At 69.0% G+C, this 13,026-nt stretch carries 12 protein-coding genes; 6 read left to right on the plus strand and 6 right to left on the minus strand.

The features are described from left to right. Window positions 1-119: 119 nt before the first annotated feature. On the plus strand, window positions 120-605 hold the full coding sequence (locus JHW41_RS07390) for a pyridoxamine 5'-phosphate oxidase family protein (protein ID WP_250449488.1): 486 nt from the start codon (window positions 120-122) through the stop codon (window positions 603-605). A gap of 11 nt (window positions 606-616) precedes the next feature. After that, complete coding sequence (locus tag JHW41_RS07395; RefSeq protein WP_250449489.1) at window positions 617-964, plus strand: hypothetical protein; 348 nt, start codon at window positions 617-619, stop codon at window positions 962-964. 85 nt (window positions 965-1,049) lie between these two features. Here the strand turns inward: JHW41_RS07395 and JHW41_RS07400 are convergent, their stop codons facing one another. The 5 genes from JHW41_RS07400 to arsH all read right to left on the minus strand — a co-directional run bounded on the left by JHW41_RS07400 (window position 1,050) and on the right by arsH (window position 6,512). Beyond that, window positions 1,050-1,430 (minus strand): hypothetical protein, encoded by a 381-nt coding sequence (locus JHW41_RS07400; RefSeq protein WP_250449490.1) that lies wholly within the window; start codon window positions 1,428-1,430, stop codon window positions 1,050-1,052. Between the two features lie 282 nt (window positions 1,431-1,712). Continuing rightward, window positions 1,713-2,471 carry a DNA-formamidopyrimidine glycosylase family protein gene (locus tag JHW41_RS07405; protein WP_250449491.1) on the minus strand — a complete coding sequence of 253 codons (759 nt, stop codon included), beginning with the start codon at window positions 2,469-2,471 and terminating at the stop codon, window positions 1,713-1,715. A 75-nt stretch (window positions 2,472-2,546) separates the two neighbouring features. Then, a complete protein-coding gene (locus JHW41_RS07410; protein WP_250449492.1) occupies window positions 2,547-4,742 on the minus strand; it encodes a catalase in 2,196 nt (731 codons plus the stop codon). Window positions 4,743-5,278: 536 nt separating this feature from the next. Next, window positions 5,279-5,710: an arsenate reductase (glutaredoxin) gene (gene arsC, locus JHW41_RS07415; RefSeq protein ID WP_250449493.1), complete on the minus strand. Its 432-nt coding sequence runs from the start codon at window positions 5,708-5,710 to the stop codon at window positions 5,279-5,281. A 7-nt stretch (window positions 5,711-5,717) separates the two neighbouring features. After that, window positions 5,718-6,512, minus strand: a complete 795-nt coding sequence (gene arsH, locus JHW41_RS07420) for an arsenical resistance protein ArsH (protein ID WP_250449494.1) — start codon at window positions 6,510-6,512, stop codon at window positions 5,718-5,720. Between the two features lie 41 nt (window positions 6,513-6,553). On the opposite strand from arsH, the gene JHW41_RS07425 reads away from it, so the two are divergent. Both JHW41_RS07425 and JHW41_RS07430 read left to right on the plus strand, forming a co-directional pair. Next, the gene (locus JHW41_RS07425; protein ID WP_057948474.1) at window positions 6,554-6,916 is read left to right on the plus strand and encodes an ArsR/SmtB family transcription factor; all 363 of its coding nucleotides are present in this window, start codon (window positions 6,554-6,556) and stop codon (window positions 6,914-6,916) included. Between the two features lie 122 nt (window positions 6,917-7,038). Beyond that, window positions 7,039-9,525 carry a BNR repeat-containing protein gene (locus JHW41_RS07430; RefSeq protein WP_250449495.1) on the plus strand — a complete coding sequence of 829 codons (2,487 nt, stop codon included), beginning with the start codon at window positions 7,039-7,041 and terminating at the stop codon, window positions 9,523-9,525. Between the two features lie 96 nt (window positions 9,526-9,621). On the opposite strand, the gene JHW41_RS07435 is transcribed toward JHW41_RS07430, so the two are convergent. After that, window positions 9,622-9,777 carry a cupin domain-containing protein gene (locus JHW41_RS07435; RefSeq protein ID WP_250449496.1) on the minus strand — a complete coding sequence of 52 codons (156 nt, stop codon included), beginning with the start codon at window positions 9,775-9,777 and terminating at the stop codon, window positions 9,622-9,624. Between JHW41_RS07435 and JHW41_RS07440 the strand changes: the two genes are divergently transcribed. After that, on the plus strand, window positions 9,776-10,282 hold the full coding sequence (locus JHW41_RS07440; protein ID WP_250449497.1) for a dihydrodipicolinate synthase family protein: 507 nt from the start codon (window positions 9,776-9,778) through the stop codon (window positions 10,280-10,282). The two genes, JHW41_RS07435 and JHW41_RS07440, sit on opposite strands and share 2 nt — an antisense overlap. A gap of 82 nt (window positions 10,283-10,364) precedes the next feature. After that, entirely contained in the window at window positions 10,365-12,998 is a 2,634-nt protein-coding gene (uvrA, locus tag JHW41_RS07445) for an excinuclease ABC subunit UvrA (RefSeq protein WP_250449498.1), read from the plus strand. Window positions 12,999-13,026: the final 28 nt, after the last annotated feature.

The following is a 13,026-nucleotide window of genomic DNA, read 5'->3' on the forward strand; positions in this document are numbered from 1 at the left end:
CGCGCCGTTAACGCCGCCGCTGCCAGTCTCGTGGTGTCCGTTTCAGACCCATCCCACCACGCGCCCAGGCAGCCTGGACATGCGATAGAGCCGTCTGCCGGCGCTTTCAGGAGAACGACATGACCGATTCCCAAGCGCTGGAACGCAAACTGTGGAAGCACCTGCACGACGACCGCACGATCATGCTGGGCGTCGAAGGCGAAAACGGCCACAGCCGGCCGATGACCGCGCTGGCCGAGGGCGACCGCTCGCCGCTGTGGATCTTCACCGCGCGCGACAACGAACTGGTCCGCCGCCTGGAGCGGCCGGCCCGCGCCGTCGCGGCGTTCGTGGCGAAGGATCACTCTGTGTTCGCGAGCATCGAGGGCGAGTTGCACCTGGACATCGATCGCGCCGTGATCGACCATTTGTGGAACCCGTTCATCGCGGCCTGGTACGAGGGCGGCAAGGACGATCCGAACTTGGCGTTGCTGCGGTTCGATGCGAGCAGCGCGGAGGTCTGGTTGAACGAAAACAGCCTGCTCGCCGGCATGAAGCTGTTGCTGGGCATGGATCCCAAGCGCGAATACGCCGACAAGGTCGGCGAAGTGGATCTGAAGCGCTGAGGCGGCCGCGCGTGCTGACCACGCCGGACGGACGCTACATCGTGGTCAGAGGCCGGCTGTGGCGGGCGACGTCGCCGCATCTGTCGGCGACGCAGAAGGCGCAGGCGGTCGGCGATCTGATGGCGGCCCGGCGCGCGGTCGCCGCCGCGGCGGGGCGGGCCGACGCGCTGCGCGAAGCGCGCCGGCGCGTCGATCAGGCCAAACGCGCGCTCGGCGAGCGCGGCCCGGTGTGGTGGACCGACGGAGCGCCCGACTACAACCGGCGCACGGTCCAGCGCAGCCCTTACGCCGCCTGGTATGCCGCAACCAGCGCGGGCGAGTCCGAAGGCGACGCGCCCGGCGGGGACGGCGAGCGCTGAAACCCGGCCATCCTCGCGGCGTGCGGGGACCGCCATGCGCCGCGGCGCCGGTCGCCGGCGCCGCAACGCGATCGTCCTGCCTGGATCAGCGGGCGCGCAGGCCCATCGACATCCTGCCGGCCGGAACCGGCGCCAGCGCCGCGGTCGCAGGCCGGCTCCTGCTTTGCTCCCAGATGCGCACCCACACGATGGCGACGATTTCGCGCGCCTGGCTCCAGCTCAGGCGCGATTCGTTGCCGGTGCGTTGGTAACGGGTCTCCAGTTCCTCGACCATTTCGGTCAGGTCGCGGCCATTGGCCTTGAGGCAGGCATCGATGCCGAGCTTCAGCGCCGGCTTGACCTCATCCCAGCGTAGCGACCGGCAATGCGGCAATTCGCGAAAGCCGGAACGCCAATGCGCCAGTTCGGCGTCGGCGTCCACTACCAATGCGATTTCTTGCGTGGTCTCGAAAGCTTGCATACCCATCGTGAGCGTTCCTTAGCGTTGAAGAGGATGTCCCCCCAGGTGGGCGACCGTAAGCAGCGCGAAGTCGCCGAAACGTGAATAAAGCGGCATTCGCGCGCGACGATGTTTCATTCGCCGCCGGCGCTTAACCGTTCAGCGCCGAAGTAGGAAACCGCTCACGCTGGCGGCTCGCCCAGGCGGTTGCCGTCCGCGCTCGAATGGCGGAGATGTGGGCCGCCCGCGCGCCGGGCGCCCGGGCGGTTTCGCCGAAGGATGCGATCGACAAAGGCGGCGGGCCGTGCGCTAGCCGGCGGCGTCCGTCGCGGGCGCGTACAGTCGCTGGCACAGCGGGCAGAAGAACGCGCGTCGCTTGTAGCGCCCGAGATGCTTGCGAAAGCTCAGCCGGGCGCCGTCGCGCGGGCAGTGGGTCTTGGTGTGCACCTGCAGGTGCCGCTTGAGCTCGTAAGCCTTCTTCCAGCGATAGAAGTCGAAGCTGTAGTCGCGGGCCTGGGCGATCAGCTCGCCGAGCTTGCGCGGCGGCAGCGCGCCTATCGGGCTCTCGGGATGCAGGCGGATCCGGTGCAGGACCTCGTTCTTGATGATGTTGCCGACACCGGAAAACACGTTCTGGTCCAGCAACGCATCGGCGGCCAGCGCCTGCGGCATCTGCTTGAGCTTCGCGCGCGCGGACTTCGGGTCCCAATGCGGGTTCATGACGTCGGCCGACCAGTCGTAGACCTCGTCCAGCGGCGTTTCGATGAACTTGACCGAACACGCGTAGAAATTCAGTTCGTCGCCGCCGGCGAACTGCAGGCTCAGGCGCGGCGCGGCCTCGCGCCGTTCGTTGATGCGGTAACTGCCGTACAGCATGAGGTGCACGCGCAGGCTGAAGCCGGAGAACTCGAGCAGGAAATGCTTGCCCCACGAGCGGATCGCGCGGATTCTGCGGCCGCGCATCCGCTGGATGTCCTGGGTGCTGTTGCCGGCCACGCGCTCCACCACGCGTCCGTCGAACGCCGCGGCTTCTTCTTTCAGGATGACGATCGTGGGGCCTTCAGGCATGGGCTAAGCATCGGCGCGGGGCGTGCTTCCAGGGCCGGCGCAGCCGACCGCGCACGCCGGCCGCGCCGCGCGGTGTCAGGCCAGGGTCCGCAGCGTCGGCTCGCGGTCCCACTGGCGGTTCTTGGCCAGCTTGACGAAGGCGTCCGCGCGTTGCGCGGCGACCACGCCGGCATCGGCCTCGATGCCCGCGGCGCGCAACAGCGCGCGTCCGCCCGCGTCGACCGCGAATGCCTTGAGGTGGCCGAACGCGTCGCGGACGAAATCCAGCGCCGCCGCTTCGTTCGCCAGCCGTCCCGCGGCCGCGTCCGAGAGCACCACGGCAACCGCGTCGAAGATCAGCGACGGCGTTCCCGCAAGCTGGCCGTCGGCCGGCAGCGAACGGCCGTTGCTGAGCTTGGCCCCGGCCAGCTTGGGCGCGACGATCTTGAACTGGGCGCCGGCCGCTTCCACCGCCTCGCGCAAGCCCGCGATCAGGGCCGCGTCCGAGCCTTCGTCCACTAGCGCGCCGACGCAGCGTCCGGCGAGGGTGTCTTTGCGTTTGCCGATCAATTGCAGCATCGGCGACAGCGGCAGGTCGACCGGCTCCACGGCGGCCGGCGGCGCGGGCGGCAGCCGTTGCAGGCCCAGTCCGTCGGCCACGCGCCGGGCCAGATCCGGATCGACGTGGCGCAGATGTCCGACGATGGCCTCGCGCACGTGCGGCGTCTGCACCTTCGACAGCTCGAACACCAGGGCCGAAGCCAAGTGGGCCTGTTCGGGCGGGGTCTGGCTGCGGAAGAACAGCCGCGCCTGACTGTAATGGTCGGCGAAGCTGGCGGGGCGCACGCGTCCCTTGACGCCGTCGTCGGCGGCGATCGCCGCACTGCGAAAGCCCGACGGCGTCGCCCGCGGCGAAGTCGGGTCCAGCGAACTGGGCTCGTAGTTGACCCGGCCCTTGGGCACGCCCATCTGCATATGGCCATCGCGCTGCAGGTTCGCGAACGGGCACTTGGGCGCATTGATCGGCAGTTGGTGGAAGTTGGGCGAGCCCAGGCGCGAGAGCTGGGTGTCCAGGTAAGAGAACAGACGCCCCTGCAGCAGCGGATCGTTGGAAAAATCGATGCCCGGAACCACGTGCGAGGGGCAGAACGCCACTTGCTCGGTTTCGGCGAAGAAATTGTCCGGCCAGCGGTCCAGCACCATGCGGCCGATCACGGTCAGGCCGATGGTTTCCTCGGGAATGAGCTTGGTCGGGTCCAGATGGTCGAACGGCAGCGCATCGGCCTGTTCCTGGTCGAACAGCTGCACCGCCAGTTCCCACTCGGGGTAATCGCCGCGTTCGATGGCTTCGAACAGGTCGCGCCGGTGGAAGTCGGGATCGGCGCCGGCGAGCTTGACCGCCTCGTCCCACAGCGTGGACTGCAGGCCGAGCTTGGGCCGCCAGTGGAACTTGACGAAGGTGGATCGCCCCTTCGCGTCCACCAGCCGGAAGCTGTGCACGCCGAAGCCTTCGATCATGCGCAACGAGCGCGGGATGGCGCGGTCGGACATCGCCCACATGATCATGTGCATCGCTTCGGGCGTCAGCGAGATGAAGTCCCAGAACGTGTCGTGGGCGCTGGCGGCCTGGGGAAACCCGCGGTCGGGCTCCATCTTGACCGAGTGCACCACGTCCGGGAACTTCATCGCATCCTGGATGAAGAACACCGGAATGTTGTTGCCGACCAGATCCCAGTTGCCTTGCTGAGTGTAGAACTTGACCGCGAACCCACGCACATCGCGTGGGGTGTCGATCGAGCCGGCGCCGCCGGCCACGGTGGAAAAACGCACGAACACCGGAGTGCGCTCGCCGACTTCGGTCAGAATGCGCGCGGTGGTGTGCTTCTTGAGCGAACGGGTTAGCTCGAAGTAGCCGTGCGCGGCCGAACCGCGCGCGTGGACGATGCGCTCTGGAATCCGCTCATGGTCGAAGTGGGTGATCTTCTCGCGAAGAATGAAGTCTTCCAGCAGGGTCGGACCGCGCTCGGTCGCGCGCAGCGAGTTCTGGTTGTCCGACAACGGCACGCCTTGATTGGTGGTCAAGGTCTGGTGTTCGCCAGCGGCTTGCTGGTGCAGTTCGTCGCCAGTGCCGCGCGAATCAGCGCGCTTGCCGGCGGCGGGGCGGCGATCCGGCGCTTTCGTCGAGTCGTGCGTCGCGGTCGATCGTGCGGCGTTCGCGTCTGCGGGCGAGCGCTTGCCTGTCTTGCTGGCGGCGCCGAGGTGACGTGGCGTGGAGCGGGATTTGCTGGCCATGGGGACGATCCTGTAGCGGCTGGCTATGAGGTGGCTCGAGCGACCGGCAGAGCCTCGAAGTCCGGCGGAGCGCCCGGTTCCGGGTGCGGCGTGCGTTCGCCACGACGCCGCGCGGGCGCGAACCCACGAGCGTGCACGCGCGGCGTAGCGGGGCGACGAATATCGGATGCTTATCCAGACAGTGCGGGCTGATCGGTTAACGATGCGTCGGCGATGCGTCGGCGAAAACTCACGGCCGTACAACGAATCGCGGCCGGATCGAATGCGGTCAGGTGCGGCGCACATGCAATGGCCGTTCGAATACGAACAGGGCAGCGAGGATCCGTCGGCGGGTTGGCGGCGACGTGAGCAGGGGTAGCGCTATCGCGAGACCGCGGACATGCGCATCGATCGCCGCTGCCGCAACGCAGGCGTCGGCGGATATGCCGGTGCGGCGTGGACCGCGAGGGCCGGCCATCTCAAGCGCGCGTGGCGCATGCCTCCGTGGCAGCGGCTGGTCCGTGGGACGTCGACCGCGCCGGCCGCGCCCATTGCGCTCACGGTTCTTCGCGCAGCGGGCGTCGCCCGTGCCCGTCGATGACGATTTCGCCGTCCTCTTTGGCGAACGGGGCGACGATCGGCGGCAGCAGCGCGAGCACCGCTTCCGAAGGCCGGCACAGGCGGATGCCCAGATCGGTCTGCACGAAGGGGCGGTTGATCAGGATCGGATGGGCGAGCATCGCATCGATCAGGGCAGCGTCGGTCGCGTCGGGGTCGTCCAGCCCGAGTTCGAAATACGGCGTGCCCTTGGTGCGGATCGCCTCGCGCACGCTCAGCCCGGCGCCCGCGATCAGTTCGAGCAGGCGGCCGTGTTCGGGCGGATGGCGCAGATACTCGATCACCTGCGGCTCGATGCCGGCATGGCGGATCAGCGCCAGCGTATTGCGCGAGGTCCCGCAGTCGGGGTTGTGATAGATGACGGCGCGCATACGAGCCTCAGGTGCAAGCGCCCGCGCAGCAGGCGGTTTTGGCGGTCGGTGCGGGAGCGGATGCAGGCAGGGTCGTTGCGTTCGCCGTGGTCGCTTCGATGGCGCCCGCCGCGGCGGCGAGCCGATGCGCGGCCGCGTCGTTCTTTCGCTCGCTGTAGCGATCGGTGAGGTAATCGCTGTGGCCGCGGGTGAGCAGGGTGAACTTGACCAGTTCCTCCATCACGTCCACCACCCGGTCGTAGTAGGACGAAGGTTTCATTCGCCCGTCCTCGTCGAACTCCTGCCACGCCTTCGCCACCGACGATTGGTTCGGCACGACGATCATGCGCATCCAGCGCCCGAGCACGCGCAAGGCGTTGACCACGTTGAACGATTGCGATCCGCCGCAGACTTGCATCACCGCCAGGGTGCGGCCCTGGGTCGGGCGCACGCTGCCGTCTTCCAGCGGCAGCCAGTCGATCTGGTTCTTGAACACGGCGGTGACGGCGCCGTGCCGCTCCGGGCTGACCCAGACCTGGCCTTCGGACCACCGCGACAGCTCGCGCAGCTCCTGCACCCTGGGATGGCTGGCCGCGACGCTGTCGAGCATCGGCAGTTCGTGCGGATCGAACACGCGTGCGTCGGCGCCGAAGCGCTGCAGCAGCCGCTGCGCCTCCAACGCCAGCTTGCGGCTGTAGGACTGCGGCCGCAGCGAGCCGTACAGGATCAGGATGCGCGGCGCGTGCGCGGCGGCGCCGAGGCGGGCGGGCTCGGGGATCTGCAGCGCGGCGGGGTCGAGCAGGGGCAGGGGCGGCGGGGTCATGGCGGATTGCTCGCGGTCTGTTGTTCTACTATTCTAGAAATATGGAAATATTGAACGCAAGCCGGTCGCTGGCCGCGCTGGGCCACGCTTCGCGCTTGGCGATCTTCAGGCAGTTGGTGGAAGCCGGGCACGGCGGCCGCATGGCCGGCGAACTGGCGCAGGCGCTGTCGATGCCCGGCGCCACGCTGTCGTTCCATCTCAAGGAACTGGTCGCCGCGGGGTTGATCCTCGGCGAAGCGCGAGGCCGTTACGTCAATTACCGCGCCGATTTTTCCGCGATGAACGAGCTGATCGCCTTCCTCACCCGCAACTGTTGCGCGGGCGATGCGCAAGGTTGCGGGACCGCGGCGCCGGCGCGCCCGCCGCGTCGGGCGGCGGCCGCGAAAGCGCGGTCGCAGCGCTGAACCGGGCCGGCGCGGCATCGCCGCGGGCCGCGGTGCGGTCGTTCGGGCGCCGGCTGGCATAGTATCGAGCGAGGACGGGCGTTCGCCGCCCGCGACCGGCACGATCGCCAGGGAGGTGTTGCATGACGCGTCATCGATCCGTCCGCCGTCGGTGGCGGGTACTGGCGGCGGCGCTGTGCGCCGGCCTGTTCGCCGCATCCGCTTCGGCGAGCGGCGACTTCCCGGACGATGTGCTCGGCAAGAACCAGCGCCTGGCCACGCCGGTCGACACGGTGTGGTCCGGGCATCCGGTCGGCTTCGCCCTGGTCACCACGCAGACGTTCCAGCTCGCGGCCTATTACAACGGCGTCGACCGGCGCATCACGCTCGCGGCCCGCGATCTCGATTCGGATACCTGGTCCCGCACCACGCTGAGCGACACCCGCGCGGTCGGCTGGGACAGCCACAACTATCTGGCGGTGAAGATCGATTCGGCCGGTTACGTGCACTTGTCGGGCAACATGCACTACTCCGATACGATGATCTATTACCGCTCCGCGCAGCCGATGACGGCGGCTGCGCAGATCGGCGCGGGCTTCATGCAGCGGGTTGCGAGCGTGCTGAACCCCGCGCAGGAAACCCGCTTGACCTATCCGACCTTCCTGACCGGCCCGAACGGCGAGTTCCTGTTTTCCTATCGCAACCACAGCGACGTCGGCCTCAAGGCCGGAAGCCTGTACCTGGCGCGCTACGACGCCGCGACCCGCACCTTTTCCTCGGCGACCGGAGGCCCCGCGCTGTTTTCGTGGAGCGGCGCGTACAGCGCCTATCCCGAATGCGTCGCCCACGGCGGCTACCTGCATTGCTTCTTCATGTGGCGCGGGCTGACCGACAAGGGCGACATCGGTCTGGCCGAAGACAACTATCGGCTGTCCTACATGCGCACCGCCGATCTGGCGAACTGGACCGACGCGTTCGGTCGATCCGTGGCGTTGCCGGTGACGCCCGCCACGACGCTGACGACGGTCGACGACATCCCGCGCAAGGGCGGCCTCGCCAACGGCCAGCCGGCGCTGTCGTTCGATCGCAACGGCGTGCCGATGCTCGCGTACCACAAGTACGACGCCGGCGGAAAATCGCAGATCCATGTCGCGCGTCCGGTCGCGGCGACCGGCGCCTGGCGCAGCGTGCAGCTGACCCGTTCGGTCTCGCGCTGGCAGTTCAGCGGCGGCGGCACGATCAGTAGCGAAGCCAACAAGGCCGACAACAGTTTCGCCACGGACGATCCGCTGGACGGCGTGAGCACGGTCGACGTGCAGATCGAGACATCGAACGGTAAGGATCCGAGCAGCGGCCCGTACATCATCGACGACACGACCCTGACCCCGTTGTTTTCGCCGCCGGGCTCGATTTTGATCTACACCGCGCCCAACACCCCGTTGTGCGTCAGCGGACCGGCCACCGGCGACAGCAACGATTCGGCCAGCACCTACCAAACGCCGGAGCCGACCCCGGCCAAGATGCTGGTGCGGCGCAGCCCCATCGTCTATCCGCCGCCGGCCGAAGTGCACAACTACCCGGTCCTGTCGAGGCTCCACTACTACCTGCGTTGGGAAACGCTGCCGTCGAAAGGCGATACAGCCAGGACGACGCAAGACGGCTCGGAAATCCTGCCGCCCGCTTCGGATCTTCTGCTGTACCGGACCGCGTGCGAGTTTCCGCGGCCGACGGCGTCGGGCCGGGTCGCGCCGACGGTGAACGCCGGCAACGAGGTGCTGGGTTTCATGTTCAAACCCTCGGCGGCGACCCTGTCCGGCAGCATGACGCGGCGGACGGACGCGGGCGCCTTCGGCGATCATCTGGTCAGTACCGCCGGCTATGCGCCGGCCAATGTCGCCAGTTGGACGTTCGACATCGCCTCGGGCCAAAAAGGCGACTACGCCCTGGGCGGCGCCGCGTTCGCGCAATCGGCCAACGACGACAGCTTCTATGTCCAGATCGACGGCGGGCCGCTGCTGGACTGGCACCTGACCGGCCGCAACGTCTGGAACTACGAACCGGTCAGCGCCGGCCCCACCCATGCCGCGACCGCGTTCGCGCTGTCCGGCGACGCGACCCACACCTTGCGCGTGTACGCGCGCGAACCGGGGGCGAAGCTCGAATACCTGTGGCTGAGCAAGGTCGGCCGGAACAAGTTGCCGCCCAGCTACGGCGCCAGCGAGATCGCCGACGGTTTCGTCGAGACGCCCGACATCCGCGCGGTGTCAGGCCACGCGGTCGGCTTGCCGCAGGGCAGTGCGGCCAACACCGGCGTGGCCAGCTACCGCCTGCCGGTTCCGGTGCGCGGCTGCTATGCGCTGCTCGGCAGGACCCAGGCGCCGAACCCGTCGGCCGACAGCTTCTATCTGTCCTATCAGCGGCCGCAGGATTCGGCCTACGCTCCGGCGCAGACCTGGAACCTGCCCAACGGCGCGGAGTGGACCTGGCGCATCGCGCAAGGCGGCGACAACCTGCTGCTGGAACCCGGCGCGCTGGCCTTGAAGCTCGCCGGGCGGGAAAGCGGTGCGCGGCTGGACGCTTTCATGTTGATGTTCAAGCGCCCGGTCGGCGCCGGCGGCGCTTGCGATTGAGCGCCGCGACATCGCGCGGGTGAAGCAAGGCCGCGCGAGTCTCAGCGGACATGTCGCGAAGCCGCCGACGCGCCGCCGTCGTCCCGCCGCCGCGCTTCAGTCGCGCTCCGCCTCCGCCTGCGCATCGTGCACGACGATCAGCACCTGCGCCTGCTGCGCGCCGGCGCTGCGGACCCGGTGCGGGATCTGCGCGTCGAAATAGAGGCTGTCGCCGAACGCGCGCATCGCCGCGGCCACGCGGCTGCCGATCATGGCCTACAACAATCCGGCCACCAGCGGCATCGACATGTCGCCGGAGCTGATGATCCGCATGGTCCGCGAGATCGACAACGTCTGCATGATCAAGGAGAGCTCGGGCGACATCCAGCGCATGCACCGCATCCACGAGCTGTCGGGCGGCACGGTGCCGTTCTTCAACGGCAGCAATCCGCTGGCGCTGGAAGCCTTCGCCGCCGGCGCGACCGGCTGGTGCACCGCCGCCGCCTGCCTGATCCCCGAGCAGACCCTGAGCCTGTACGCCGCGGTGCGCTCCGGCAATCTGGCCGCCGCGCGCCAGACGTTCTACCGGCAACTGCCGCTGCTGCAGTTCATCCTCAAGGGCGGGCTGCCGAAAACGGTCAAGGCCGGCTTGCGCTTGCAGGGGCTCGACGTCGGCGCGCCGCGGCATCCGGTGCTGCCGCTGGACGAGGCCGGATGCCGCGCGCTGGCGACGATCCTGGGCCAGGTCGCGTCCGGCGAGGCGCGTTCGGCGGCGTGAAAGGGCACGGCGCGATGCCGCGTCGACGTCGTTGGGTCCACACTATGCGCCCCCGATGCAACGCGCTGTCGCGCCACCGCCCATGGCCTCCAATTCCCGTTCCCCGCAAACCGGCGACGCCGCCTTCGTCCGCGTGCGCGGCGCCCGCGAACACAACCTCAAGGACGTCGACGTGCGCATCCCGCGCGACGCGTTCGTGGTGTTCTCCGGCGTCTCCGGCTCGGGCAAGTCCTCGCTCGCCTTCGGCACGCTGTTCGCCGAGGCCCAGCGCCGTTACCTGGAATCGCTGTCGCCGTATGCGCGGCGGCTGATCGACCAGGTCGGCGTGCCCGACGTCGACGAGATCCAGGGCCTGCCGCCGGCGGTCGCGCTGCAACAACAGCGCGGCACGCCGAACGTCCGCTCCACGGTCGGCAGCGTCACCACGCTGTCGAGCCTGCTGCGCATGCTGTACTCGCGCGCCGGCACCTATCCGGCGAACCAGCCGATGCTGTACGCCGAGGACTTCTCGCCCAATACGCCGCAGGGCGCGTGTCCGAACTGCCATGGCCTGGGCTTCGTCTACGAAGTGACCGAGCGCTCGATGGTGCCGGACCCGTCGCTGAGCATCCGCGAACGCGCGATCGCCTCGTGGCCGCCGGCGTGGCACGGGCAGAACCTGCGCGACATCCTGGTGACGCTGGGCTACGACGTCGACATCCCCTGGCGCGAGCTGCCGAAGAAAGACCGCGACTGGATCCTCTACACCGAAGAGCAGCCGGTCGCGCCGGTCTACGCCGGCATGACCCCGGCGCAGACCCGCGCCGCGCTGCGGCGCAAGGCCGAGCCCAGCTACATGGGCACCTTCACCGGCGCGCGCCGCTACATCCTGCACACCTTCGCCACCACCCAGAGCGCGCTGATGAAGAAGCGCGTGGCCCGCTTCATGACCGGCGCGGCCTGCCCGGTGTGCGACGGGCGCCGGTTGAAACCCGAAGCGCTGTCGGTGACCTTCGCCGGCCTCGACATCGGCAGCCTGTCGCGGCTGTCGTTGAACGCGATCGCGCAGACCCTGGCGCCGGCCGCGGCCGGTCGTTTCGACGCGCCGGCGCGCGGCGCCACCCGCAGCCGCGCCGCCAGCCGCGGCGACACCGCGCGCCGCGTCGCCCGCGGCGGTTCCGCCCATGCCGGCGGCACCGACGTGCGCCGCACGCCGGACCTGTCCGAGGAAAAGCGCATCGCCGCGCAACGCATCGCCCACGATCTGGTCGAGCGCATCGCCGCGCTGCAGGCGCTGGGCCTGGGCTACCTCGCGCTCGACCGGACCACGCCGACGCTGTCGCCCGGCGAACTGCAGCGCCTGCGTCTGGCGACCCAGATCCGCTCCAATCTGTTCGGCGTGGTCTATGTGCTCGACGAACCCTCCGCCGGCCTGCATCCGGCCGACAGCGAAGCGCTGCACCACGCGCTGGACCAGCTCAAGGGCACCGGCAACTCGGTGTTCGTGGTCGAGCACGATCTGGAGATGATGCGGCGCGCCGACTGGATCGTCGACGTCGGCCCCGGCGCGGGCGAGGAGGGCGGGCAAGTGCTCTACAGCGGCCCGCCGGACGGCCTGCGCACGGTCGCGAATTCGCAGACCGCGCGCTATCTGTTCGGCGAACGAACCCGCGAGCGCGCCCAGGCGCGGCGCGCGCCGGCGCAATGGCTGGAACTGCACGGCATCCACCGCAACAACCTGCACGGCATCGACGCGCGCATCCCGCTCGGCGTGCTGACCGCCGTCACCGGCGTATCGGGTTCGGGCAAATCCAGCCTGATCAGCCAGGCCCTGGTCGAACTGATGGGCGCGCGCCTGGGCCACGAGCCCGAAGACGAAGCCAGCGACGACGGCCCGCCGCAACCCAGCGAAGTGCGCCCCACCGCCGGGCGCCTGGGCCGCGGCGCCGACGCGATCAAGCGCCTGGTCAACGTCGACCAGAAACCGATCGGCCGCACCCCGCGCTCCAACCTCGCCACCTACACAGGCCTGTTCGATCCGGTGCGCAAGCTGTTCGCCCAGACCCAACTGGCCAAGTCGCGTCGCTACGACGCCGGCCGCTTCTCCTTCAACGTCGCCAAGGGCCGCTGCGAAACCTGCGAAGGCGAAGGCTTCGTCCAGGTCGAACTGCTGTTCATGCCGACCGTCTACGCCCCGTGCCCGACCTGCCACGGCCAGCGCTACAACGAAAAAACCCTGGAAGTGACCTGGCGCGAACGCAACATCGCGCAAGTGCTGGCGATGACCGTGGCCGAAGCGCTGGCGTTCTTCCACGACGAAGACAGCATCGTCCGCCCGCTGACCGTGCTGCGCGACATCGGCCTGGGCTACCTGCGCCTGGGCCAACCGGCGACCGAACTCTCCGGCGGCGAAGCCCAACGCATCAAGCTCGCGACCGAACTGCACCGCAGCCAGCGCGGGCATACCTTGTACGTGCTCGACGAGCCGACCACCGGCCTGCACGCGGCGGACGTCGACAAGCTGATGGCGCAGTTGCACGGCTTGGTCGACGGCGGCAACACCGTGGTGGTGATCGAGCACGAGATGCGGGTGGTGGCCGATAGCGATTGGGTGATCGATATGGGGCCGGGCGCGGGCGAGGAGGGTGGGGCGATCGTGGCGGCTGGGGTGCCTGAGGAGGTTGCGCGGATCGGCGCCAGTCGGACGGGGCCTTACTTGCTGCGTGCGACGGGGTGAGGGTGGGGCGCCGGCTGGAATCGCGGGA

The sequence above is a fragment of the Lysobacter enzymogenes genome (assembly GCF_023617245.1).
GTDB classification, from domain to species: domain Bacteria; phylum Pseudomonadota; class Gammaproteobacteria; order Xanthomonadales; family Xanthomonadaceae; genus Lysobacter; species Lysobacter yananisis.